This is a genomic window from Streptosporangium sp. NPDC004379, assembly GCF_042873875.1.
In the GTDB taxonomy this organism is placed as follows: Bacteria; Actinomycetota; Actinomycetes; order Streptosporangiales; family Streptosporangiaceae; genus Streptosporangium.
Genome location: NZ_JBIAMC010000001.1, coordinates 247,289 through 271,444 on the forward strand (window position 1 = coordinate 247,289; position 24,156 = coordinate 271,444).

The 24,156-nt window shown below is 74.7% G+C and carries 23 protein-coding genes; 11 read left to right on the plus strand and 12 right to left on the minus strand.

The genetic code is table 11. The annotated features are described in order from the left end of the window. Positions 1 to 38 precede the first annotated feature (38 nt). The 4 genes from ACFYSC_RS00960 to ACFYSC_RS00975 all read left to right on the plus strand — a co-directional run bounded on the left by ACFYSC_RS00960 (position 39) and on the right by ACFYSC_RS00975 (position 4,487). Entirely contained in the window at positions 39 to 1,463 is a 1,425-nt protein-coding gene (locus ACFYSC_RS00960; RefSeq protein ID WP_389954835.1) for an amino acid permease, read from the plus strand. After that, positions 1,460 to 2,392 carry a universal stress protein gene (locus tag ACFYSC_RS00965; RefSeq protein ID WP_389954837.1) on the plus strand — a complete coding sequence of 311 codons (933 nt, stop codon included), beginning with the start codon at positions 1,460 to 1,462 and terminating at the stop codon, positions 2,390 to 2,392. The genes ACFYSC_RS00960 and ACFYSC_RS00965 overlap by 4 nt, the downstream gene beginning before the upstream one ends. Before the next feature lie 233 nt (positions 2,393 to 2,625). Then, positions 2,626 to 3,120: a transcriptional regulator gene (locus ACFYSC_RS00970; protein WP_179818469.1), complete on the plus strand. Its 495-nt coding sequence runs from the start codon at positions 2,626 to 2,628 to the stop codon at positions 3,118 to 3,120. A gap of 146 nt (positions 3,121 to 3,266) precedes the next feature. After that, positions 3,267 to 4,487: a PP2C family protein-serine/threonine phosphatase gene (locus ACFYSC_RS00975; RefSeq protein WP_389954841.1), complete on the plus strand. Its 1,221-nt coding sequence runs from the start codon at positions 3,267 to 3,269 to the stop codon at positions 4,485 to 4,487. 209 nt (positions 4,488 to 4,696) lie between these two features. On the opposite strand, the gene ACFYSC_RS00980 is transcribed toward ACFYSC_RS00975, so the two are convergent. Further along, the gene (locus ACFYSC_RS00980; RefSeq protein ID WP_362934532.1) at positions 4,697 to 5,143 is read right to left on the minus strand and encodes an SAV_6107 family HEPN domain-containing protein; all 447 of its coding nucleotides are present in this window, start codon (positions 5,141 to 5,143) and stop codon (positions 4,697 to 4,699) included. Positions 5,144 to 5,712: 569 nt separating this feature from the next. Then, positions 5,713 to 6,558: a L,D-transpeptidase family protein gene (locus tag ACFYSC_RS00985; RefSeq protein WP_389954845.1), complete on the minus strand. Its 846-nt coding sequence runs from the start codon at positions 6,556 to 6,558 to the stop codon at positions 5,713 to 5,715. A gap of 118 nt (positions 6,559 to 6,676) precedes the next feature. Between ACFYSC_RS00985 and ACFYSC_RS00990 the strand changes: the two genes are divergently transcribed. Both ACFYSC_RS00990 and ACFYSC_RS00995 read left to right on the plus strand, forming a co-directional pair. Beyond that, the gene (locus tag ACFYSC_RS00990) at positions 6,677 to 7,207 is read left to right on the plus strand and encodes a YbaK/EbsC family protein (protein WP_389954848.1); all 531 of its coding nucleotides are present in this window, start codon (positions 6,677 to 6,679) and stop codon (positions 7,205 to 7,207) included. A gap of 144 nt (positions 7,208 to 7,351) precedes the next feature. Continuing rightward, entirely contained in the window at positions 7,352 to 7,924 is a 573-nt protein-coding gene (locus ACFYSC_RS00995; RefSeq protein WP_389954851.1) for a GNAT family N-acetyltransferase, read from the plus strand. A gap of 181 nt (positions 7,925 to 8,105) precedes the next feature. Here the strand turns inward: ACFYSC_RS00995 and metF are convergent, their stop codons facing one another. Next, on the minus strand, positions 8,106 to 9,050 hold the full coding sequence (gene metF, locus ACFYSC_RS01000; protein WP_389954854.1) for a methylenetetrahydrofolate reductase [NAD(P)H]: 945 nt from the start codon (positions 9,048 to 9,050) through the stop codon (positions 8,106 to 8,108). A 391-nt stretch (positions 9,051 to 9,441) separates the two neighbouring features. On the opposite strand from metF, the gene ACFYSC_RS01005 reads away from it, so the two are divergent. Further along, positions 9,442 to 10,509, plus strand: a complete 1,068-nt coding sequence (locus tag ACFYSC_RS01005) for a polyprenyl synthetase family protein (protein ID WP_389954857.1) — start codon at positions 9,442 to 9,444, stop codon at positions 10,507 to 10,509. 14 nt (positions 10,510 to 10,523) lie between these two features. Here the strand turns inward: ACFYSC_RS01005 and thiE are convergent, their stop codons facing one another. Genes thiE through ACFYSC_RS01020 form a run of 3 tightly spaced genes read right to left on the minus strand, consistent with a single transcriptional unit; the run spans position 10,524 to position 12,723 of the window. Then, positions 10,524 to 11,165, minus strand: a complete 642-nt coding sequence (gene thiE, locus ACFYSC_RS01010; protein ID WP_362934514.1) for a thiamine phosphate synthase — start codon at positions 11,163 to 11,165, stop codon at positions 10,524 to 10,526. Further along, positions 11,143 to 11,517 (minus strand): Rv2175c family DNA-binding protein, encoded by a 375-nt coding sequence (locus ACFYSC_RS01015; protein WP_389954860.1) that lies wholly within the window; start codon positions 11,515 to 11,517, stop codon positions 11,143 to 11,145. The genes thiE and ACFYSC_RS01015 overlap by 23 nt, the downstream gene beginning before the upstream one ends. A 48-nt stretch (positions 11,518 to 11,565) precedes the next feature. Next, positions 11,566 to 12,723, minus strand: coding sequence for an NAD(P)/FAD-dependent oxidoreductase (locus tag ACFYSC_RS01020; RefSeq protein WP_389954862.1), 1,158 nt, complete (start codon positions 12,721 to 12,723; stop codon positions 11,566 to 11,568). 334 nt (positions 12,724 to 13,057) lie between these two features. Between ACFYSC_RS01020 and thiO the strand changes: the two genes are divergently transcribed. The 4 genes from thiO (at position 13,058) to pknB (ending at position 17,414) form a co-directional block, all read left to right on the plus strand. Further along, complete coding sequence (gene thiO, locus ACFYSC_RS01025; protein WP_389954865.1) at positions 13,058 to 14,230, plus strand: glycine oxidase ThiO; 1,173 nt, start codon at positions 13,058 to 13,060, stop codon at positions 14,228 to 14,230. 2 nt (positions 14,231 to 14,232) lie between these two features. Next, a complete protein-coding gene (gene thiS / locus ACFYSC_RS01030; RefSeq protein ID WP_389956277.1) occupies positions 14,233 to 14,427 on the plus strand; it encodes a sulfur carrier protein ThiS in 195 nt (64 codons plus the stop codon). A gap of 5 nt (positions 14,428 to 14,432) precedes the next feature. Further along, complete coding sequence (locus ACFYSC_RS01035; protein ID WP_362934502.1) at positions 14,433 to 15,191, plus strand: thiazole synthase; 759 nt, start codon at positions 14,433 to 14,435, stop codon at positions 15,189 to 15,191. Between the two features lie 249 nt (positions 15,192 to 15,440). Next, entirely contained in the window at positions 15,441 to 17,414 is a 1,974-nt protein-coding gene (pknB, locus tag ACFYSC_RS01040) for a Stk1 family PASTA domain-containing Ser/Thr kinase (RefSeq protein ID WP_389954869.1), read from the plus strand. 63 nt (positions 17,415 to 17,477) lie between these two features. Here pknB and alc read toward each other — a convergent pair whose 3' ends face one another. From alc to ACFYSC_RS01070, 6 genes are all read right to left on the minus strand, one after another. After that, complete coding sequence (gene alc, locus ACFYSC_RS01045) at positions 17,478 to 18,431, minus strand: allantoicase (protein ID WP_389954872.1); 954 nt, start codon at positions 18,429 to 18,431, stop codon at positions 17,478 to 17,480. Continuing rightward, positions 18,428 to 19,801, minus strand: coding sequence for an allantoinase AllB (gene allB / locus ACFYSC_RS01050; RefSeq protein WP_389954874.1), 1,374 nt, complete (start codon positions 19,799 to 19,801; stop codon positions 18,428 to 18,430). The genes alc and allB overlap by 4 nt, the downstream gene beginning before the upstream one ends. Before the next feature lie 103 nt (positions 19,802 to 19,904). After that, the gene (locus ACFYSC_RS01055; protein WP_389954877.1) at positions 19,905 to 21,086 is read right to left on the minus strand and encodes a glycerate kinase; all 1,182 of its coding nucleotides are present in this window, start codon (positions 21,084 to 21,086) and stop codon (positions 19,905 to 19,907) included. 265 nt (positions 21,087 to 21,351) lie between these two features. Then, positions 21,352 to 22,725, minus strand: coding sequence for an 8-oxoguanine deaminase (locus ACFYSC_RS01060; RefSeq protein ID WP_389956280.1), 1,374 nt, complete (start codon positions 22,723 to 22,725; stop codon positions 21,352 to 21,354). A gap of 95 nt (positions 22,726 to 22,820) precedes the next feature. After that, complete coding sequence (locus tag ACFYSC_RS01065; RefSeq protein ID WP_389954880.1) at positions 22,821 to 23,294, minus strand: (2Fe-2S)-binding protein; 474 nt, start codon at positions 23,292 to 23,294, stop codon at positions 22,821 to 22,823. Next, the gene (locus tag ACFYSC_RS01070) at positions 23,294 to 24,154 is read right to left on the minus strand and encodes an FAD binding domain-containing protein (protein ID WP_389954882.1); all 861 of its coding nucleotides are present in this window, start codon (positions 24,152 to 24,154) and stop codon (positions 23,294 to 23,296) included. Before ACFYSC_RS01070 ends, ACFYSC_RS01065 begins: the two co-directional genes overlap by 1 nt. Between the last annotated feature and the right edge of the window lie 2 nt (positions 24,155 to 24,156).

The following is a 24,156-nucleotide window of genomic DNA, read 5'->3' on the forward strand; positions in this document are numbered from 1 at the left end:
GCCGCGCACCCGCGCGCGACGAGGGGAAGGGGGCGCCGATGGTCTCCATGGCGCGCCGGCTGCTGCGCACCAAGCCGGCCGACGAGATCGTCGCCGAGGGCGGCCACGGCGAGGGCGGCGAGCTGCGCCGGACCATGACCATGTGGCAGCTGACCCTCTTCAGCGTCGGCGCCACCCTCGGCACCGGCATCTTCGTCATCCTCGGCCAGGCCGTGCCGAAGGCCGGTCCCGCGGTGGTCGCCTCCTTCGTGCTGGCCGCGGTCACCGCCCTGTTCTCCGCGCTGTCCTACGCCGAGCTGGCCGGCACGATCCCGGTCTCCGGGTCGTCCTACTCCTACGCCTACGCGACGATGGGCGAGCTGGTGGCGTGGGTGTGCGGCTGGTGCCTGATGCTGGAGTACGCGGTCTCGGTGGCGGCCGTGGCGGTCGGCTGGGGCGAGTACCTCAACCGCTTCCTGGAGGACCTGTCCGGCACGCGCCTGCCCGACGCCGTCACCCACTCCCCCGGCGACCAGGGCGGCGTGCTGAACCTCACCGCGATCCTGATCGTGCTGCTGGCCACCTGGCTGCTGCTGCGCGGCGCCTCCGAGAGCGCCAGGGCCAACGTCGTCTTCGTGCTCATCAAGATCGTGGTGCTGGTGTTCTTCTGCGCGGTGGCCTTCAGCGCGTTCCGCGCGGGCAACCTCACGCCGTTCGCCCCGCTGGGCATGGCCGGCGTCACCGCCGCCGCCTCGCAGGTGTTCTTCTCCTACATCGGCTTCGACGCCGCCTCCACGGCCGGAGAGGAGGCGCGCGACCCCAAGCGCGACCTGCCGCGGGCGATCATCCTGTCCCTGGTCATCGTCACGATCGTCTACGTCGCGGTGGCGCTGTCGGCCGTCGGCGCCATGCACTGGCGGCTGTTCGACCCGAACACCACCGAGGCCAGCCTCGCCCTGGTCGCCGACCGGGCCACCGGGGCGACCTGGCCGGGGATCGTCATCTCCTTCGGCGCGGTCGTCGCCATCGCCAGCGTCGTGCTCACCGTCCTGTACGGCCAGACCCGCATCCTGTTCGCGATGTCACGCGACGGCCTGATCCCGAAGGTCTTCCAGCGGGTGGACCCGCGCCGTCAGGTGCCGGTCGCCAACACCCTCATCGTGGCCCTGTTCGTCTCGACGCTGGCCGGGTTCGTCCCGCTCGGCCAGCTCGCCGAGGCGACCAGCATCGGCACCCTGTTCGCCTTCGCGATCGTCAACGCGGGTGTGCTCGTGCTGCGCCGGACCCGCCCGGAGCTGCCGCGCAGCTTCCGCACGCCGTTCTTCCCCGTCACCCCGATCCTCGGGGTGATCTTCTGCTTCGTCGTGATGGCCGGGCTCGCGTCCGTCACCTGGCTCGCGTTCGGGGCCTGGATGGCGGCCGGTCTGCTCGCCTACTTCCTGTACGGCTACCGCCACTCCCGTCTCAACCGGAGCGCCAGATGAAGATCGAGCACATCCTCGCCGGGTTCATCCCCGAGACACGGGGCAGGGACGGGCTGGCGCTGGCCGTGCTGCTGGCCAGGCAGGCCGGGGCCCGGCTGACCGTCGGACACGTCCACCCGCCCGCCTGGCCCACGCCGGGCCCCGGGAAGGTCGACGCCGAGTGGCGGGCCTACATCACCGCGCAGGCCGCCCAGGCGCTGCAGCAGGCGCGGCTGGCCCTGACCGGCGTCCGGGACGTGCCGATCGGCTACATGCTGGAGGCCGACCGCGGCAGCGGGCGCGGGCTGGTCGGGCTCGCCGGGCGGATCGGCGCCGACGCGGTGGTCATCGGCTCCGCGCCCAGGGGCTCCCGGGGCCGCATCGCACTGGGCAGCACCGCCGACCAGCTCCTGCACTCCTGCCCGGTGCCCGTCGCCCTGGCCCCGCGCGGGTACGCCGAGGACCACCCGCCGGCGATCCGGCGGCTGGTCGTGGCCTACCGCCGCGACCCCGCCTCCGACGACGCCGTACGGCCGGCCGCGGAGATCGCCGTGGCGCTGGGGACGCCGCTGCACCTGATCACCCTGGTCGTGAGCCGGGGGATGCGGGTGAAGGCGGCCGAGCAGACGCTCGACCGGCTGCGTGAGCGGGCCGCCGCCGACCTCGGTGAGGCGGCGCACGGGCACGACGTGGAGGTCACGACGCAGGTGCTGGAGGGCGGGGACGTGGCGTCCGCGCTCGGCGGCGCCGGGTGCGAGGGCGCGCTGCTGGTCTGCGCCTCCAGCACGGCCGGCCCGCTGCGCCGGGTCTTCCTCGGCGACACGTCAATGAAGATCATCCGCGCGTCGGCGTGCCCGGTGATGATGCTGCCCCGCAACCCGCCGCCGCGGCCGTCCGGCACGGCGACCCATGGGGCCGTATCGCCCATGCGGGACAACTGCGGCCTTTGAGGCGGAACCCACCGGACCGGATTCCGCATCTTTTTTCCAATCAGCTTGACCTTGGGCGTCCACCGCTTTACCGTCACTGTCCGTAACCGCACCTCGCGGCCTTATCGGGTAAACCCTGACGCTCCCGTCACCGAAGGTCCCTGTCCCGCGCACCAACCCAGCGGTTGGGGCATAAGTTGCGAGGGAGCACAATCAAGTGAAAGCAGTGCATAACAGAGCCGGGGGGCCACACTATGCCGTCTGAGTACGCCAAGTCGCTGGGTGCACGACTCCGTGCCATCCGCACCCAGCAGGGCCTGTCCCTGCACGGAGTCGAAGAGAAGTCGCGCGGGCGCTGGAAGGCGGTCGTGGTCGGCTCCTATGAGCGCGGTGACCGCGCCGTGACGGTCCAGAAGCTTGCCGAACTGGCTGATTTCTACGGCGTGCCGGTTTCGGAGCTGCTGCCCGGCGGCGCCGCGCCGAGTCCGCTCGGCCCGACGCCGAAGCTTGTCATCGACCTTGAGCGCCTTGCCCAGCTCCCCAAGGAGAAGGCCGGCGCGCTGGCCCGTTACGCCGCCACCATCCAGAGCCAGCGTGGCGACTACAACGGCAAGGTGCTGTCCATCCGCCAGGAGGACCTCCGCTCCCTGGCGGTGATCTACGACAAGTCCCCGGCCGAGCTCACCGAGGAGCTCATCAACTGGGGCGTGCTCGATCCCGAGGCACGGCGCGCCGTCGAGTCGTTCTGACCGTCGCCGTGGGCGTGCCGCCGCGGCGCGCCCACGGCCGCGGAGCGCGACACGCCGTATCCCCGGAAGATCACTCGCATACCGCCACAGAAGACCTTCGCTGTGGTAGGAAAAGGCAAATACGGCTTTAGCGAGATGTGGTGAACATGGCACGGAGAGAGGATCGGCACGATCACTCTCCTCCGTCCCCGAAAAGCCGCCTCGACGTCGTCGTGGCGATGCTCGGCTCGACGAAGACCCGCGCCTTCCTGCGGCTGCTGACCTCCGTCGGGGCCAGCAGGACCCAGGACACCCTACGGCTGCTGCCCTTCGTCGTCATGGCCGTGGTCGCCCTGGCCGACCTCGGCTCGGGCCCGGAGACCGGGCTGCTCCCCCTGCTGGCCCTCGGCCCGGCGTTCGCCAGCGTCGCCTGCGGCCTGGGCCGGACGACGGTGGTCGGGATCGTCGCGCTGGCGCTGTGCGTCGCCCTCGGCCTGCACTACGACGTCCTGTGGAGCTCCCGCACCAACATCACCATGATGGCCATCCTGGGCGTCACCATGGCCAGCGTGCTGGCCAGCGCCGGCCGGCTCCGCCACGAACGGCAACTCGCCGACGTCCGCTCGGTGGCCGAGGCCGCCCAGCGGGTTCTGCTGCGGCCGGTGCCGCGCCGGGCCGGACCCGAGATCGGCGTCGCCGTCTCCTACACCTCCGCCACCGCCGAGGCCCGGATCGGCGGCGACCTGTACGACGTGGTCACCACCCCGCACGGGGTGCGGATCATCGTCGGGGACGTGCAGGGCAAGGGCCTGGAGGCGGTGGAGACGGCCGCGGTGGTGCTGGGCGCCTTCCGGGAGGCCGCCCACGACGAGACCGGGCTGCTGCGCGTGGTGACCCGCCTGGAGAACGCCCTGACCAGAGAGCTCTCGGGCGAGCAGTTCGTGACGGCGATCCTCGCCGAGATCACCGGCGACGCCTCCATCACCATCGTCAACTGCGGTCACCCGCCGCCCATGGTGCTGGGAGCCGGCGGCAAGCAGTGCTTCGCCGAACCGCCCGAGGAGGCGCTGCCCCTGGGCATGGGCGCACTGCGGGTCAGCGAGCCGAAACCGTACCGCATCCCCTTCGAACCCGGGGAGCAGGTGCTCTTCTACACCGACGGGGTCATCGAGGCGCGCAACGGGGCGGGCGAGTTCTATCCGCTGGAGGCGCGGGCGCACCTGCTCGGCGGATCGGATCCGCAACTGGCCCTGGACGCCCTGCGCGCCGACCTGCTGCGGCACGTGGGCCGCCCGCTGGGCGACGACGCCGCGATGCTCCTGCTGCGCCACCGGGTGGACCGCCGGACGGACTCCTCGGACGCGTCAGCCCCCTCGGCGGTCCCCTGAGCCCGGCCCGGGTCTCCTGAGCCGCGCCCTGCCCCAGGTCTCCTGAATGCCCGGCAGGGGTCTCTTGAGCGCCCGGCAGGGGTCTCCTGAGTGCCCGGCAGGGCCACAGGACGGGACCGGGACGCCGCGGACGCGGGCGACGGGATGACGGAACGACGCGGTGAGGGGCGCGCCTGCCGGCGTGTGAGGGGGTGCGCCGGGCGGCGGGGTCAGCCGGCCAGCGGGACGCTGCCGGGCAGGGTGGGCTGGACGGGCACGCCGAGCATCTTCTCGACGGTGGCGACGAACCGCTCCGCCTCGGAGATCAGCTCCTCGGCGTCGCGCGCCGACACCACGCGCGTCATGCCGGCCTCGGCCGAGGCACGCTTGGTGGCGCTCATCTCGAAATAGGGGGCCCAGTCGGCCAGCCGGGGCTCCGCCTCCGGCAGCAGCTCCCAGGCGCTGCGCAGCCTGCGCCTGCGGCCGTCCATGGGGCGCGGGCGGGCGGCCAGGACCGCGGCGGCGGCACGCAGGGCCGCCAGGTGGGCCGCGACGTAGCGGGTGGCGGGGGTGGTCGCGGCGGCGGCCTCCTCCAGGCAGTCGCGCGCATCGGCCAGATGCGCCCGGACCGTGGGCGAGAGCCGGGGCCCGCCCGAGTCACCGGGTCGATGGATCACTGCGCTTCAACCTCCTTGGTCGCAAGCGGCTCCCGGCGTTCTCACCGGTGATGTCAAGGCTCGCAGACACCACCGACAAATCCGCCGGGCGGCCGGACGAGGAGCTTCCCCTCTCCCCGTCCGGTTCCCGCCCGCCGTCGCCGCCGTGACGGCGGCGACGGCGGACGACCGCCCCTGGACGCGAGCCGCGAGCCTCGCATCTTTACATCGAACATAAATTCGATCACCCGCACTGTCAAGCAGTGCGGCGAACAAAGGTTCGATCGGCGGGAAAAGCGAGAACCCCGGGAGATGGGGATCTCCCGGGGTTCTCCGCGCTCGAACAGGCGCTCGGGGACGGCCGGCGAACCGGCGGGACGGGCTCCCGCCGCGGCCGCCGCGCGCCCCCGCGGCCTCCGCCGTACCGGCTCCGCCGGGGAACGGCGGGCCGCGGCGGAGACGGCGTACGGGGAGGCGGCGGACGGGCCGCGGTGGAGACCGCGGACGGTCCCTGTGGGCTAGCTCACGAACCTCCTGCGGACGGTCCCCGTGGGCTACCGCACGAACCTCCCGCGGACGGTCCCCGTGGGCTACCGCACGAACCTCCCGCGGACGTGCACCGGCACCCCGGTGCCGAGCAGCTTGGGCAGTGCCGACGCGACGTTCATCGGCAGCCGCACACAGCCGTGCGAGGCCGGGGCCAGCGGCACCGACAACGCGCCGTGCAGGGCGATGCCGCCGTTGAAGAAGATCGGGTTGTACAGCTTGCCGAGGTAGGAGGTGTGCCAGCCGCTTCGCCGCCAGGTCGTCCGGTAGTCGCCCGTCGGCGTGCGGGCGTTGCCGCAGAACCGTTGGGTCCGGCCGTTCCAGGTGGCCGTCTCGCAGTAGGGGATCCCGCTGCCGGAGGAGATGTGGCTGATCAGCCGCACCCTCCCGCCGACGTACAGGACCATCACCTGCTGGGTGAGGTTCACCTCGACCCGGGTCGCCCGGCCGCCCGGCACGAGCACCCTCGGGGCGCGCGGAGCCTCCAGCGCCCGCCACGTCCTGCTCGCCACGGTGCTGGTCGGCGCGATGCCGTTGACCTTCTGGAAGGCCCACAGCGCGGTCAGGGTGCCCCCGCCGTACCGGCCGTCGGCCGTGCCCGGCATGTAGCCGAGCTGCTGCAGCCGCGTCTGGAGCACCTTGACCTCGGCCCCCTTGGCGCCGAGCCGGAGCGTCCGGCCGGGCGCGGTGAACGCGGGCGCCGCCATCGGGACCGCGGCCGCGCCGACCGGGGCCCCGGTGACCGTGGAAGCGGTGACCGGGACCGCGGCGGCCGGGAGGGCGCCCGCCGGGGTGCGGGGAGCCGCCGCGGCGCTCGCGAGACCGGGTGAGGAGACAAGGAGGGCCGCCGCAGCCAGCGTGGCCGCTCCGAGCCGCCGTCGGACTCTCATCTGGACCATCCCCTCGTTACCGTGATTTCTGGATCAAGGGACCATAGTGCATCGGCGTCTCGTCCCCATCACGGTCAATGGGACGGCATGCAACGGTCCAACTGTTTAGAGTGGCCGCGTGCCAGAAAAGTTGCATCCGAATGTGGAGAAGGTCGCCGCGGTCCTCCGCGAGCACGGCGCCACCGGTGAGATCGTGGTGTTCGAGGAGGCGACCCCGACCGCGGCGACGGCGGCGGCCCGGCTGGGCTGCGAGGTCGAAGCGATCGCCAACAGCCTGGTCTTCGACACCGACGGCGAGCCGCTCCTGGTGCTCACCAGCGGCGCCCACCGGGTGGACACCGCCCTGGTGGCCCGGACGGCCGGCGTGGCGAAGGTACGGCGCGCGAGTCCCGACTTCGTCCGGGCGGCCACCGGCCAGGTGATCGGCGGGGTGGCCCCGATCGGCCATCCGGCCCCCCTGCGGACCCTGGTCGACACCTGGCTCGGCCGGTACGAGACGGTGTGGGCCGCGGCGGGTCACCCGCACACGGTCTTCCCCACGTCCTTCGCCGAACTGCTCCGCCTCACCGGGGGCGTCGCGACCGAGGTGGAGGAGCCGGCCCTCGCGCGGGAGACGGCCTCGGCGGAGGAGAGGACCACCGCCGGGTAGGAGGCCCGTGACGCCGCGGGCCGTCGGCCGCCGGCGCGCTCACCGGGACGGCCGGCCGGTTCCCGCCGCGCCGCCGTACCGCCGGGCGTTCATTTCCCGGCTCGGTCCGGTTCGGGCGGCATCGTCCCTGCTAGGGTGCGGAAGGTGATCGGACTGCGCCGGGTCGGACCCGCTGAGTTCACCTCCCGGCTGGACGCGGTCCTCGCCGTCTACACCGCCGCGATGAGCCCGCCCGAGGAGCAGGTCCCGGGCCGCAGGACGATCATGGAGAACCACTCCGTCCAGCCCGGGTTCTCCTGCGTGTTCGCCGAGGACGCCACCGGCACGCCGGTGGGTCTCGCCTACGGCTTCCACGGGGTCCCCGGGCAGTGGTGGCACGACGTGGTCATGCGGGCCCTCGCCGACCGGAACGGCGAGGGGAGCGCGCGGGGCTGGCTGGGAGACGCCTTCGACCTCGCCGAGGTCCACGTCCACCCCGACCACCAGGGCGGGGGCATCGGCCGGGCGATGGTCGTCGCGGTGTGCGGCGGCCGTCCGGAACGCACCGCCGTGCTGTCGACCCGTGACCGGCCCACCGCGGCCAGGCACCTCTACCACAGCATGGGCTTCGTCGACCTGCTCACCCGGTTCGTCTTCCCGGGCGGCCACGAGCGCTACGCCATCCTCGGGACGGTGCTCCCCCTCAGGCCGATGGCCGGACGGCCTCCGGAGGCGTGAGCCGGACGGCGTGAGCGGGGTGACGCGGCGGGCAGCGCGAAGCCGCCGCCCACCGATCCGCCCGCCGTGCCGTCCGCGTCCGGCCCCGGTCCGCGGCCCGCCGTGCCGCCCGCCATGCCGTCCGCGTCCTGCTCCGGCCCGCCGCGCACCCGCGACCGGGCTTGAGGCTCCGGGACCCGGCTCAGGCGAGGGCGGCCTGCGGGGCGACGGGGAGCCCGGGGGAGATGTCGAGCGCCTGGAAGACCTCGCGGGTCGCGCTGGAGCGGTTGAAGGTGATGAAGTGGATGCCCGGCGCGCCCTCGTCGAGGAGCGTCCGGCACAGCTCGATGGCGTGCTCGATGCCCAGGCGGCGCACGGCGGCGGGGTCGTCGGCGACGGCCTCGAACCGCGCCGCGACCTCCGGCGGGAACGGCGCGCCCGACAGCTGCTCGGACCGGGCGATCGTGCTCATCTGGGTGACGGGCATGATGCCCGGGATGATCGGCGTGTCGCAGCCGGTGGCGGCCACCCGGTCGCGCAGCCGGAGGTAGTCCTCGGCGCGGAAGAACATCTGGGTGATCGCGTAGTCGGCGCCCGCACGGCACTTGCGCACGAAGTACTCGGTGTCGGACTCGATCGTGGCCGACCTGGGGTGCTTGTAGGGGAAGGCGGCCACGCCCACGCAGAAGTCGCCGGACTGGCGGATCAGCCGGACGAGGTCCTCGGCGTACTGGACGCCCTCGGGGTGGCGCACCCACTCGCCGGTGGGGTCGCCGGGCGGGTCGCCCCGCACCGCGAGGATGTTGCGCACGCCCGCGCCGGCGAACCGGCCGACCAGGTGGCGCAGCTCGCGCAGGGAGTGGTTGACCGCGGTGAAGTGGGCGACCGGGGTCAGCGTGGTCTCGTGGGCGAGCCGCTCCACGATCTCCACGGTGCGGTCGCGGGTGCCGCCGCCGGCGCCGTAGGTCACCGACACGAAGGTGGGACGCAGCGCCTCCAGCTCCCGGATGACGCGCCAGAGCTGACGCTCGCCCTCGGCGCTCTTCGGCGGGCCGAACTCGAAGGAGAAGGAGCGGCCACCGGCGGCGAGGAGCTCGCGGACGGTGGGCACGCGGTCGGGAAGGACGGACGGGCGACCCAGAGCCATGCCCCAAGGGTACTCGGAGCGCCGCCGCCCGCCGTACTCGTGGGATGCGCTGTCGCGTCGCGCCGCCCGGTGCGCGGCGGGACGGTCGCGCCGCGCGGCGGAGTCGTCGCGCCGCGTCGCCCGGTACGCGGAGGGTCGCGAGGGCCGGGGGGCACGGCCGCCCGCACGGCCCGATCCATGGGGACGCGGCCGCCGCACGGCCCGATCCGCGGGGCGTCGTCGCACCGCGTCACCCCGGGCGCGGGGGCACGGCGGCCGGCGCGGCCCGGTTTCCGGCGCCCTTCCTGCTCGGGGGCCTTTCGGGTGTCCCTTCCTTCGGTAACGGTGCGTGCGAAACGCCGTAGTGTCCCGCGGATAGGAATCCGTCCGCTTGGACCGATAATGTCTGGGCATGACCACTTCCGCAGCCACACTCGATATCGTCCGCATCGAGGTGGACCGCGCCCTCAGGGAGTTCGTCGACCGGCAGCGGCCCCAGGTCAGCGCACCCGAGGCGGCGCCGCTCATCTCCGCCGCCGAGGACTTCCTCTCCGCGGGGAAGCGGCTGCGCCCGGCGTTCTGCTACTGGGGCTGGCGCGGCGCGGGCGGCGAGGACGACCCGGCGTTCTTCAACGCCGCCGCGTCCCTGGAGCTCCTCCAGGCGAGCGCGCTGGTCCACGACGACGTGATGGACGCCAGCGACATGCGCCGGGGCATGCCGTCGGCGCACCGCAGGTTCCAGGCCCTCCACGAGGACGCCGGCTGGCACGGCTCGGCCGCGCAGTTCGGCATGGGCTCCGCCATCCTGCTGGGCAACCTGATGCTCATCTGGTCGGGCGAGATGTGGCGGTCCAGCGGGCTGCCGCCGGCCGCCCTGGCCGCGGCCCAGGACGTCCACGACCACATGCGCACCGAGCTGATGTGCGGCCAGTATCTCGATCTGCTGGAGCAGGCCCACGGCGAGGGCACCTTCGACAGCGCGCTGCGGGTCGCCCTGTTCAAGAGCGGGAAGTACTCGGTCGAGCAGCCGCTGCGGCTGGGCCTGGTGCTGGCCACGCGGGGGCGCGAGCCGTGGATCGACCGGCTCTGCGAGGAGTACGGCCAGTGCGTGGGCATCGCCTTCCAGCTCCGCGACGACATCCTCGGCGTGTTCGGCGACCCGCTGGAGACCGGCAAGCCGGCCGGCGACGACCTGCGCGAGGGCAAGCGGACCATGCTCATCGCCCGCACCCTCGCGGCGGCCTCCCCGGCCCAGGCGGCCCAGGTGCGCGCCATGCTCGGCGACCCGGCGCTGGACGGGGCCGGGGTGGACCGGCTGCGGCAGATCATCCAGGAGACCGGGGCGCTCGCCGCGTGCGAGAGCCTGATCCGGGAGTATCTCGACGACGCCCTGCGCTCGCTGGAGCACGCCCCGATCACCTCGGAGGCCCGTACGGCGCTGGCCGAGCTGGCCGTGGCCGCGACGTCCCGCCGCACCTGACCGGCCGCGGCCGGTCAGCCTCCGGCGGTCAGCCGGCGCCTGAACTCCTCGGCCGCGGCCTTGGGGTCGTCGGCCTCGGTGATGGCCCGCACCACCACGACCCGGCGCACGCCGTACGACATGACCTCGTCGAGGTTGGCGAGGTCGATGCCGCCGATGCCGAACCAGGGCCGGTCGGTCGCGAGGGCCGCGGCGTGCCGGAGCAGGCCGGGGCCCGGCGCGGACCGCCCGGGTTTGGTGGGCGTCGGCCAGATCGGGCCGCAGCAGAAGTAGTCGACGCCGGGCTCGACGGCCGCGGCGGACGCCTCCCCGGGGGCGTGGGTGGAACGCCCGATGAGGATGTCGTCGCCGAGGATGTCGCGGGCGACCGGCACGGGCAGGTCGTCCTGGCCGAGGTGGAGCACGTCGGGCCGGGCCGCGTAGGCGATGTCGGCGCGGTCGTTGACCGCCAGCAGCCGGCCGTGCCGGTCGCAGGCGTCGCGGAAGACCTCCAGCAGCGCCAGCTCCTCACGGGCCTCCAGGCCCTTCTCCCGGAGCTGGACGATGTCGACGCCGCCGCTCAGGGCGGCGTCGAGGAAGTCCGCGAGGTCACCGCGGTCACGGCGGCCGTCGGTGCAGAGGTACAGGCGGGCGTCAGAAACCGAGGGCCTGGGCACGTCTCTTGACCTCGGTGTGTCGGCCCGCGGCGATCGCCTCCACCGGCGATCCCGGCAGGCTGTCGTCCGGGGTGAAGAGCCAGCGCAGCGACTCGACGTCGTCGTATCCGGCGTCGAGCAGCACGGTGAGCGTGCCCGGCAGTCCCTTCAGGACGTCGCCGTCGGACAGGAACACGGCCGGGATCTGGGGTTCTCCCCCGCCCCGGCGCACCCCGATGAGCTTGCGGTCCTTGAGGAGCTGCTTGGCGCGGCCGGCACTGAGGCCGAGCCTCCGGGCCACCTCGGTCAGGGTGAGCCACTCGCCCACCAGCTGGTCGGTCTCCCGGTCGATCTGCGCAACAGAAAGCGTCACGAATCCACCACTACCACATCGAGCCTTTCGCCAAACACCGGCGCGGGATCACGCCGCGCAGTCGCGCAACGCTACCGCAGGGTCGGCCAGGCGCTCGACGTCGAGGGGCCGGCCGCCCTCGATGAGGCGCCTGCCCTGGACGAGATCGCGAGGCCGGTCGACGGACAGCACCGCGACGAGCCGGTCGCGGTGGTCCACCCAGCAGGCCCCCCACTTCGGGTCGGTCCCGGGGTCGCCGCGCATGACCATGCGGCCGCCGTCGTGCCGCCCGGCGTACTGGACCATGTGGCCGAACTGCTCCGACCAGAAGTAGGGCACCGGGTCGTAGACCGCCGTCTCCCCCATCAGGGAGGCCACGGCCACCTCGGGGGCGTTCAGCGCGGTGTCCCAGTGCTCGACCCGCAGGCGGCGGCCGTAACGGCGCGACCACCAGGCGGTGCAGTCGCCCGCGGCGACGACGCCGGGCAGCCAGGTGCGCAGGTGCTCGTCGGTGACGACGCCGTCGTCGAGCCCGACGCCGGAGCCGGCCAGCCACTCGACCGCGGGGCGGACGCCGACACCGGTGACGACGACGTCGGCCTCGATCGCCGAGCCGTCGGCCAGGATCAGCCCGCCGTGGTCGACGGAGGCGACCGCGGTGCCGAGCCTCAGGTCGACGCCCGCCTGTTCGTACCAGGGAACGGTCCGCGCGCCGACCGGGCCGAGGGCGGCGGCCAGCGGGACGCCGGCGGCCTCGACCACGGTGACCTCGCAGCCTGCCCGGCGGGCGGCTGTGGCCACCTCCGCGCCGATCCAGCCCGCGCCGACGACGGCGATCCTGACCCCCGGCGCGAACAGGGCGCGCAGCGCGAGGGCGTCGTCGATGGTGCGCAGGACGTGCTGCGGGCCGTCGCCGAGCAGCCGGACCGGGCGGGCGCCGGTGGCGATGACCAGCCCGTCGTAGGGCAGCTCACCCTCGGTGGTCTCCACCACGCCGGGCCGCAGCCCCTTGGCGGCCACCCCCGGGCGGAACGAGACCTCGAGGGCGCCGAGGTCGGAGTCGACGACCGTGGAGTCGGTGCCGCCCAGCAGGACGGCCTTCGACAAGGGGGGGCGGTCGTACGGCCGGTGCCGTTCCTCCCCGATCAGGGTGATCGTGCCGGCGAACCCACGGGCCCGTAACGCCTCGACGCTGCGCACGCCGGCCAGGCCGGCGCCAACCACCACGACATGATTCACACCTCATCAGCCTAGGCGGCCGGAGGACCTCCGGCTATCTGCTACGTGCGCTGAAACCGACATTTAACTCACGGAGGGTGCTACGCCCTCCCCGGGAGGCACCCCTTATGGTTGGGATGTCAAGACGCGCGGGAGCCCGGCACGCACCGGGCTGAGAGGAGGGCCGCGAGACCGCTGAGGAGCGCGGAGCCGTGCACCGCGACCGGAAGCGCCCCCGGTGGGCGCCGCCGGGCGACGCGGGCGGGCCGCGACCCGGCGTGACCGCGAGCGGGCCCTCGACCGCCAGGAACCTGATCCGGGTCATGCCGGCGAAGGGAGCGGGATGGGAATGCCGCAGCGGTTCGACCTCCTGGTCGTCGGCGGAGGGGTGATCGGCCTCTCGGTGGCCTGGCGCGCCGCCAGAGGAGGCCTGCGGGCCGCGGTGATGGACCCCGCCCCCGCCTCCGGCGCCTCGCACGCGGCGGCGGGCATGCTGGCGCCGGTGAGCGAGGTCACCTACACCGAGGAGCCCCTGCTGCGGCTGGGCCTGGCCTCGCTGGCCAGGTGGCCGTCGTTCGCCGCGGAGCTCGCCGCCGACGCCGGCCGCGAGGTGCGCGACCTCGACTACGGCGACGGCGGCACCCTCGACGTCGCCTTCGGCGCCGACGACATGGCCGCGCTGGAGGAGCTCGCCGCGTTCGCCACCGGGCTGGGACTGCCCGCCCGGCGGCTGACCGGCCGCGAGTGCCGCCGCCTGGAACCGATGCTGGCCCCGTCCGTCCGCGGCGGCATGCTCGCCGAGCGGGACGCCTGGGTGGACCCCAGGCGGGTCACCGCGGCCCTGCTGTCCGCCCTGGAGCGCCGGGGCGTCACCCTCCTGCGGATGCGCGCCGCCGCCCTGGAGACGTCCGCCGGGCGGGTCACCGGGGTACGGCCGGCCGGCGGCGCGGCCGTCGGGGCCGACCGGGTGGTCCTGGCGACCGGGGCGTGGTCCGGAGGCCCCGCCGGCTCCGGGGGCGCGGGCGGACCCGTCGCGATCGAGGGCCTGCCGCCCGGGGCCCTGCCGCCGGTCCGGCCGGTCAAGGGCCAGATCATGCGGCTGCGCTCCCCCGAGCCGATCCTGGGACGCTGCGTGCGCGGCACGGTCCACGGCTCGCACGTCTACCTCGTGCCGCGCGCGGACGGCGAACTGGTCGTCGGGGCCACCCAGGAGGAGCTGGGCTTCGACACCAGGGTGACGGCCGGGGGGCTGTGGGAGCTGCTGCGCGACGCCCGGGAGCTGGTGCCGGGCGTGACCGAGCTGGAGCTCTCCGACACGGTCGCGGGCCTGCGCCCCGGCACGCCTGACAACCTCCCGGTGATCGGCCCGGCCGGCCCGCCGGGCCTGTGGCTGGCCACCGGCCACCACCGCAACGGAGTGCTGCTCGCCCCGCTGACCGCCGACCTGTGCGCGGGCGACGGCGACCCCGACCTTCTGAAGATCTGCTCACCCCTCCGCTTCCAGGAGCCCTGTTGAACGTGACCATCAACGGCGTCGCGCGCGAGCTGCCCTCCGGGGCCACCGTCGCCGAGGCCGTGAAGACCCTGACCGAGACCCGGAACGGGGTGGCCGTCGCCGTGAACGGCGAGGTCGTCTCGCGGGGCGCGTGGGACTCCACCGCGCTCGCCGACTCCGACGCGGTCGAGGTGCTCACCGCGGTGCAGGGAGGCTGAGGGACGTGGACGACGACCTGATCATCGGCGGCGAGAAGTTCGCCTCCCGGCTCATCATGGGCACCGGCGGCGCGCCCTCGCTGGAGGTCCTGGACGCCGCGCTGGCCGCCTCGGGCACCGAGCTGACCACGGTCGCGATGCGGCGGCTGGACCCGTCGGCGCGCGGCTCCGTCCTCGACGTGCTGCGCCGGCGCGGCATCAGGGTCCTGCCCAACACGGCCGGCTGCTTCACCGCCCAGGAGGCGGTGCTGACCGCCCGGCTGGCCAGGGAGGCGCTGGAGACGGACTGGGTCAAGCTGGAGGTGATCTCCGACGAGCGCACCCTGCTGCCCGACCCGATCGAGACCTTCGACGCGGCCGAGCGGCTGGTGGCCGACGGGTTCACGGTGCTGCCGTACATCGGCGACGACCCGGCCCTGGCGCGCCGGCTGGAGCAGGCGGGCTGCGCGGCGGTGATGCCGCTCGGCGCGCCGATCGGCTCCGGCCTGGGCATCCGCAACCCGCACAACATCGAGCTGATCGTGGAGGCGGCCGGGGTGCCGGTGATCCTGGACGCCGGGATCGGCACCGCCAGCGACGCGGCCCTGGCGATGGAGCTGGGCTGCGACGCGGTGCTGCTGGCGACCGCGGTGACCCGGGCCCAGCGGCCCGACCTGATGGCGCGGGCCATGCGGTCGGCGGTCGACGCGGGGCGGGCCGCCCGCCTGGCGGGACGGATCCCCCGGCGCCGCTACGCGGAGGCGTCCTCCCCCATGACCCCCTGAGAGGCCGGGGCCCCGGCCCGGGGCGGCCGTACGGCTTCGTGAAGGACGTTCCCGGACACCGGGCGGGGTGCCCGGCGGTTCCCGGCGAGGTGCCCGGCGGTCCTGGGCCGGGACACCGGAAACGGGCGCGGCGGGCCGTCCCGTGGATCTCGGAATGCCCTCGGAATCCGCAGAAAACAGTCAACTTCTCGGCATCGGTTTGGAACACCGGCACCCTGTGGACGCCAAAACGCCCGTAAACTCAGCCGGGTGGACACGACGGTTACTGACCCCCTGGTCGGGAGACTCCTGGACGGGCGTTACCGTGTCGAGTCCCGGATCGCCCGAGGCGGAATGGCTACCGTCTACCTGGCCATGGACATCCGGCTCGACCGCACGGTCGCCGTGAAGGTGATGCACCGATCCCTCGCCGAGGACCCCTCCTTCGTCCGGCGGTTCATCGGCGAGGCGAAGTCGGTGGCGAGCCTGTCGCACCCCAACGTGGTGCACGTCTTCGACCAGGGCACCGACGGCGGCAACGTCTATCTTTCGATGGAGTACGTCCCGGGGCGCACCCTGCGCGACGTGCTCCGCTCCCGCGGCCGGCTGCCCGCCCGCGAGGCGCTGGAGGTCATCATCCCGGTGCTCGCCGCGCTGGGCGCCGCGCACCAGACCGGGATGATCCACCGCGACGTCAAGCCGGAGAACGTCCTCCTCAGCGACGACGGCCGGATCAAGGTGGTGGACTTCGGCCTGGCCCGCGCGGTCGAGGCGACCAACCAGACGCGGACCGGCGTCATGATCGGCACCATCGCCTACATGTCGCCCGAGCAGGTCACGGCGGCCGCCGCCGACGCCCGCAGCGACGTCTACGCGGCCGGGATCATGCTGTTCGAGCTCCTCACCGGCAGCCAGCCGTACGAGGGCGACACCCCGATGTCGGTGGCCTACCGGCACGTCCACGACACCGTGCCGCCGCCGTCCGGCCTGCTGCCCGACATCCCCCCGCAGCTCGACGCGCTGGTGGCCCGAGCCACGGCCCGCGACCCCGAGGGCCGTCCGGCGGACGCCACCGCGATGCTGGTCGCCGCGGTGGAGGCGCACCGGGCGCTGCCCGCCGACAGCGGCCCGGCGCCGCAGGTGCCGGTCGCCCCGGTACGGCCCGCCGGGCGCCCGGGGCCGGCGGGCGCCACGGCGGTGCAGCCCGCCGTCAGCCACACCCTGGTCCAGCCGCGCGGCGACCTGCTCACCACCCCCGCCTCCGATCACCCCGGCGCCCCGGCCGCGCCCGGGGCGCGGGCGGCCGCTCGGCGCCGCGGGTCCCGGCCCACGTGGTTCCTGATCGCGCTGGCCCTGGTGATGGTGGCCGGGATCGGCCTGACCGGCTGGTGGTTCTCCCAGACCCGCACCGTCAAGGTGCCCGACTCGCTGGTGGGCATGAACGTCAAGCTGGCCGAGAAGGAGGCCGCGCGGCTCGGCTTCGACGTCGTGATCGGCCAGGCCCAGTACGACGAGAAGGTCCCCAAGGACAACGTCCTGTCGACCGACCCGGCCGGCGGCACCGAGGTCGAGCCGAAGTCGCGGATCACCCTGATCGCCTCCGCGGGCCCCAAGCGGGTCCCGGTGCCCAACGTCGTCGGCATGGACCAGAACGCGGCCCGGTCGAAGCTCGCCGAGGTCAAGCTGGTCGCCGGGAACGTCCGGCGGCAGGGCAGCGGCACCGTGCCGCGTGATCAGGTCATCAGGACCAGCCCGGCGGTGGGCAACCCCGTCAAGGAGGGCAGCAAGGTCACCCTGGTGGTCAGCGCGGGCCTGCTCATGCCGGACGTCAAGGGCATGCCCCGCGACCAGGCCGACGCCACGCTGCGCACCGCGGGCTTCCTGCCGGAGTTCCTGGAGCAGACCGACGCCGCCACCCCCTGCACGGTCATCGCGCAGGACCCCAGGCCCGGGGCGGAGGTGGACAAGGGCATCACCGTGCGGATGACCCTCTCCAAGTGCGACAACCCCGGCTGGCACTGGCCGTGGGAGAACGACGGCCAGCCCGGCGACGGCGACGGCAGGCAGGTGATCGTCGTCCCCAACGTGATGTTCAAGGAGGCCAAGGCGGCCCGCGAGGAGCTGCGCGCCGTGGGGATGAACGTGAAGATGCGCAGGGGTCCGGGCCGGGGGCTGGTGGTGGCGCAGCTCCCGGGGGGCGGTCAGCAGGTCCCGCCGGGCACCGAGGTGACCCTCTGGTTCTGACCGGCCGCACGCTCTGACCGGCCGCACGCTCTGACCGGCCGGGTGCCCGGCGGGCCGTACGGCTCAGGGCCGGTGGAGCAGGCCGTGCAGCCGGACCCGGGCCAGGCCGCCGTCGGGGAAGACGTCCACCTTGACGTGGGTGGTCACCGGCGCGTCCGCGAGGCGGAAGCGGTGGCGCGTGTCGGGCAGCAGCGGGGTCCTGGGCAGCAGCTCCGTCCAGGTACGGCCGTCGGCCGTACCCCGGAGCGACACGGCGGCCGGGGCGTTGAACAGCAGGTTCGTCGTGTCGATCTCGGCGAGCCCGATCACGCCGGGCCCGGCCAGGCGGATCACCAGCCAGTCGTTGCCGCCGTCGCGGCGACGGGCCGTCTCCCAGCCCTCGGCCTGGTGCCGGGCGAGGCCGGGGGCGATGACGTTGCCGGGCGGGGAGTAGAACCCGTCGGAGCACTCGGTGACCAGCCCGCCGTTCTCCAGCGCGGCCAGGTCCAGGCCCAGGCCGTCGTAGACGGTCAGGTCCGGCCTGGCCTCGCCGTGCACGCGCAGCCGGGCCACGCCGCCGTCGGGGAAGATGTTCAGCCGCACGTGGGTGCGGCGCCGCTCCCCGGTCACCGCGAAGCGGTGCTCGGCGTCCCCGGTGAGGGCGGCGCGCGGGACGATCTCCTCCCACTCGGCGGCGGCCAGCTCCGCCGCGGTGGGGTACCCGGTGACCTCGGCCGCCTCGACGGAGGCGTGCGACGGGTGGTTGGCCCGGAACCAGGCGGTGTCGATCACGACACCGCGGACCACGCCGGGCACGCCGAGGCGGACCACGGCCCAGTCGTGGCCGGGCTCGCGCCGCCGCCGGGTCTCCCAGCCGTCGTAGACCTGCCCCTTGGCGCCGAAGGTGTGGGCCTGGAAGCCGGGCCGGCCGGGCCGGATGAGGTTCTCCCGCTCGGCGAAGGACTCGTCGCTGGCCGCGACGACCGCGCCGCCGTGGGTGCGCAGTGCCAGGTCGGGCAGGGTGGTGAAGTCGTTCACGGCGGGGTCCTTCCGATGTCGGGCCGGCGCAGCAGAACTCCTCGGGGCTCACCACCGGGTTCGCCGCCGGGCTCACCACCCGTGAGGCGGCCGCGCAGCCAGGTGGCGCGGACCACGCCCCGCAGCGTCCTGCCGTGGTACGGCGTGACCGGGTTGCGGTGGTGCAGGGCGGCGGCGTCCACGGTGTGTTCGGCGTCGGGGTCGAAGGCTACCAGGTCGGCGTCGCGGCCCTCCTCGATCGCGCCCTTGCGGGTCAGGCCGGCCAGCGCGGCGGGGCCGGCGGCCATCCACCGGACGACGTCCTCCAGGCCGTGCCCGCGCCGCGCCGCCTCGGTCCAGACGACGGACAGGCCGAGCTGGAGGGAGGAGACCCCGCCCCAGGCACGGGCGAAGTCGGGCACCTTCAGGTCCGGGGTGGACGGCGAGTGGTCGGAGACGACGCAGCTCAGCACCCCGTCGGCGAGGCCGCGCCAGAGCGCGTCGCGGTTGGCCGCGACGCGGATCGGCGGGCAGCACTTGAACGCCGTGGCGCCGGGCGGCACCTCCTCGGCGGTCAGCGCCAGGTAGTGCGGGCAGGTCTCGGCGGTGACCCGCGCTCCCCGCGCCCGCGCCGCGGCCAGCGGCGCGAGGCACAGCGCCGACGACACGTGCAGGATGTGGACGCGCGCGCCGGTCTCCCCGGCCAGCGCCGCGACCCGCTCGACCGCCCGGCTTTCGGCCTCGCCGGGCCGGGAGCCGAGGAAGTCGGCGTAGCCGGGCCCCGGGGGGTCGGCGAGCAGCGCCGGATCCTCGGCGTGGACGATCAGCAGGCCGTCGAAGGAGGCGATCTCCGTCATGGCCCGCCGCAGCCCCTCGTCGTCGAGCGGCGGGAACTCCTCCACGCCCGACGGCGACAGGAAGCACTTGAAGCCGAACACCCCGGCCTCGTGCAGCGGCCGCAGGGCGGCGGCGTTCCCGGGGACCGCGCCGCCCCAGAAGCCGACGTCCACCGCGCACCGGCCCTCGGCGGCCCGCCTCTTGACGTCGAGCGCGGCCACGTCCACGGTCGGCGGCAGCGAGTTGAGCGGCATGTCCACGATCGTGGTGACGCCGCCGGCCGCGGCGGCCCGGGTGGCCGACGCGAAGCCCTCCCAGTGGGTACGGCCGGGCTCGTTGACGTGCACGTGGGTGTCCACCAGGCCCGGCAGCAGCGCGACGTCGCCGAGGTCGGCCCGTTCGGCGGCGTCCGGGGGCGCGTCGTGGGGGTGCAGGCCGGTGATCCTGCCGTCCCGTACGGCGACGGCCGCCGGGGCCTCGCCGCCGGGCAGCACCACCCGGCGGGACCGGACCACCAGGTCCGGCCGCCGCCCGTCCGTTCCCCACCCGGTCACGGGCCGTCCTCCTCTTCCGTCGACTTCCGTCAACGGCGCTCCCCGGCTGCTCCCCGGCTCTCGTCACCGGCGTTCCCCGGCTCCCGTGGACTCCCGGATCCGGTCACAGGCGTTCCGCGGCGATCCGGCGCGCGAGGCGCTCCAGCAGGGGGCCCGCCTGCGCCATGCACACCTCGGGGTCGGGTTCGAGGTCGGTGAGAGCGTAGGCGGCCGAGATGCCCGCCGCGGCCAGTTCCTCGTCGCCCAGCGACCGGCGGCCGCACACCGCGACGACCGGGATCCCAGCCTTGGCCGCCGCCGCCGCGACGCCCGCGGGCGCCTTGCCGCGCAGGGTCTGCTCGTCCAGCGACCCCTCCCCGGTGACCACCAGGCGGGCGCCGGGGAGCCGGTCGTGGAAGCGCAGCAGGTCGAGCAGGTACTCGATGCCGGGCCGCAGGTCCGCCCCGAGGAAGGCCAGGGCGGCGAAGCCCACTCCCCCGGCGGCGCCCGCGCCCGGCCGGGCCGCCACGCCCATGGCGCGCACGACGCCGTCGTGCTCGGCGGCGCCGCCCAGGCCGTGGGTGTGCGCGGCGACCGCGGCGAGCCGCCCCAGCGCCTTCTCCAGCAGCGCGACGTCCTCGGGCCCCGCGCCCTTCTGCGGGCCGTACACGGCGGCGGCGCCGTGCGGGCCGAGCAGCGGGTTGTCCACGTCACTGGCGATCACGTACTCCACGCCGCCGGACGGGCCGAGCCCGGACGCCTCGAACCCGGAGGCGTCGATCCTGTCGAGGTCCGCCAGGGCCGCGCCGCCCGGGGGCAGCTCCCGCCCCTCGGCGTCCAGGAACCGGACGCCGAGCGCCGCCATCATGCCGGTGCCGCCGTCGGTGCAGGCGCTGCCGCCCAGTCCGAGCACGACGCGCCGCGCGCCGCGCCGTACGGCGTGGGCGATCAGCTCGCCGGTTCCCCGGCTGGTCGCGGTGAGCGCCCGTGGGCCGGCGGGCAGGCGGCGCAGCCCTGACGCCTCGGCCAGCTCGACCACGGCCGTCGCCGTCCCGGCGTCCTCACGCCAGGCGTAGGCGGCGAGGACCGGCTCCCCCGTGGGCCCGGTGACCTCGGTCTCGACGCGGCCGAACCCGGCGGCGACGGCCGCGTCCACGGTGCCGTCACCGCCGTCGGCCACCGGCACCGCGACCGTGGCGATGTCCGGGCCGAACCCGGCGGCGACCCGCGCCGCGACCTCGGCCGCGGTCAGCGACCCCTTGAACTTGTCCGGGGCGATGACGACGTGTCCCGACGACTCAGACAACCCTGCTCCCTGGTGTGCGGCGGGCCGGCGCGGTCCGCCCGGCGCACCCGGGCGGCACCGGCCCGGGTCCGGTGAGGTGGGTCACCATCATCACATCACCCCGGAAAGGGATTTCCAGGGTGTCCCGGATTCTCCGGGAGTCCCGGCCCCTCCGGAGCCGCCGGATTCCTCTGACGTCGTGGGTCTCCCGGGCCTTCCGGGCGTCCCCGGTCCTCCGCGGGTCACGGCTTCCCGTCCTTTCCGCCCCTCACGGGCCTCACGCACGTCACGGGCGAGGAGCCGGAGGGGAGACGCCCCGTTCGGCGGCCAGGCGCATGAGGCGGCGGTGGGCCTCGGTGCCCGCCCGGCCCAGCTCGTCCTGCGGCGCCGTGCGCAGCTCGTCGTCCGCCACGACCGTCTCGCCGCCCACCAGGAGCCGGACCAGCGGCGGCTGCCGGGTCCCGAGGACCAGGGCGTGCACCGGGTCGGCGACGGCCCCGGCGAAGGAGTCGATCCGCCACAGCGCGATGTCGGCGAGCTTTCCCGGCTCCAGGGAGCCGAGCTCCGCCTCGCGGCCGAGGTTGCGCGCCCCGCCGAGGGTGGCGGTCTCCAGGGCCTGCCGGGCGGTCAGCGCCCCGGGCCCGTGCCTCGCCCGCTGGAACAGCAGCGTCTGACGCATCTCCCCGGCCATCGAGGTCAGCTCGGCCGAGGCGCTGCCGTCCACCCCGAGGCCGACGTTCGCGCCGCGGCGGAGCAGCTCCGAGACCCGGGCGATCCCCGCGCCGAGCCGTCCGTTGGAGCTGGGGCAGTGCGCGACGCCGGTGCCGGTGCGGGCGAGCCGGTCGATGTCGGCGTCGCTCAGGTGGACGGCGTGGGCGAACCACACGTCCGGGCCGAGCCAGCCGAGCTTCTCCATGTGGTCCACCGGGCGCACGCCGTACCGGGCCAGGCAGTGCTCCTCCTCGTCGAGGGTCTCGGCGAGGTGGGTGTGCAGACGCACACCCCTGTCCCTGGCCAGCGCGGCGGACTCGGTCATCAGCTCCGTACTGACCGAGAACGGCGAGCAGGGCGCGACCGCCACCCGCAGCTTCGAGGAGAAGGAGGGGTCGTGGTGGGCGTCGATCGCCTCGGCGGTCGCGGTGAGGATCGTGTCGAGGTCCTCCACCACGTCGTCCGGCGGCAGACCGCCGTCGGAGGCCCCGCGGTCCATGGAGCCCCGGGCGGGGTGGAAGCGGACGCCGACCGCGCGGGCCGCGTCGATCTCGGCGGCCAGCAGGTCACCGCGCCCGGCGGGGAAGACGTAGTGGTGGTCGGAGGACGTGGTGCAGCCGGACAGCGCGAGGTGGGCCAGGCCGGCGCCGGCCGCCCCCCTGACGACCTCGGCGTCCATCGCCGCCCAGACGGGGTAGAGCGCCACCAGCCACTGGAACAGCGTGGCGTCCCGGGCGAACCCCTGGGAGGCCCACTGGTAGAGGTGGTGGTGGGTGTTGACCAGGCCCGGCGTGGCCAGGCAGCCGGCCCCGTCGACACGGCGCGCGCCGGGGAGGTCGGGCGCCGGTCCCGGGCCGATCGCCTCGATCCGGTCGCCCCGGACGACGACGTGCCCCGAGGGGATCTCCGGGCCGGTCACCGGGACGAGATAGGCGCCCTCGATCACCAGCGCGCCGTCCGCCGCCCCGGGTACGGCCGGTGTGCCCGCGACCTCCCGCCCGCCTGGAAGGCCCGCGGAGGAGCCGCCGGTCACAGCGCCTCCGGTCACAGCGCCTCCGCCTTCCGGGTGGCGGCGAGCCGTACCGCGTCGAGGATCTTCTCGTAGCCGGTGCACCGGCACAGGTTGCCCGCCAGCGCCTCGCGGATCTGGGCGTCGGTGGGGCGGGGCGTCCGGTTCAGCAGGTCGTGGGCCTGCACGACGAGGCCGGGGGTGCAGAAGCCGCACTGTACGGCGCCGCACTCGGCGAACGCCTCCTGCACGGGGTCGAGCCGGCCGTCCCCGGCCAGCCCCTCGACCGTGCGGACCTCGCGGCCCTCCGCCTGCCCGGCCGCGACCAGGCAGGCGCAGACGGGCAGACCGTCGAGGTAGACCGTGCAGGAGCCGCACTCGCCCTGCTCGCAGGCGTTCTTGGAGCCGGACAGCCCCAGCCGCTCGCGCAGGACGTACAGCAGGCTCTCGCCCTCCCATACGTCGTCGGCCGTACGGCGCCGGCCGTTGACGGTGAGGCTGACGCGCATCAGCCCTCCTTCCACAGATCGTGCCAGGCCCAGGTCAGGGTGCGGCGCGCCAGCACGGCGACGGCGTGCCTGCGGTAGTCCGCGGTGCCGCGCACGTCGTCGATGGGCGAGGCGGCCTCCGCGGCCAGCTCGCCGAAGCGCCGGGGCAGCCCGGGGTCGAGCCGGCCGGTGTCCCAGTCGAGCTCGGCCGCGAGGAACTCCTCCGCCGCGACCGCCCGGCGCGGGGTGGGGGCGGCCGACCCGACGCCGGTCCCGGCCCGCCGCTCGGCGGGGTGCAGGGCCAGCGCGAACGAGCAGACCGCGATCACCATGGCGTTGCGGGTGCCGACCTTGGAGAAGTACTGCGGGCCGCCCGCCGGACGCGTCCAGAACGCCCGGATCAGCTCGTCGGGTTCCAGCGCGCTGCGCTTGACGCCGAGGTAGAACTCCCCGGCCGGGATCATCCGCACCCCGCGGGCGGCCGACTCGACCTCGATCTCCGCGCCGGCGGCGAGCAGCGGCGGGTGGCCGTCCCCGGCGGGCGAGGCCGCGCCGAGGTTGCCGCCCACGGTGCCCCGGTTGCGGATCTGCGGCGAGCCGACCGTGCGGGCGGCCTGCGCCAGCCCGGGAAGCCGGTCCCCCAGCTCGTCGATCAGCCGCGCGTACGTCACGCCCGAGCCGACCCGGAGCCGCCCGTCCTCCTCGGCGCTCCACTCGCCGAGCGCGGCCACCCGGTTCAGGTCGAGCAGCGCGTCGGGCCGGCGGACGTCGAAGTTGAGCTCGACCATCACGTCGGTGCCGCCCTGGACGGGCACGGCCCCGGGCCGCTCCGCCTTGGCCTCCAGCGCCTCGGCCCAGGTCGCGGGTCTCAGGAAGTCCATCG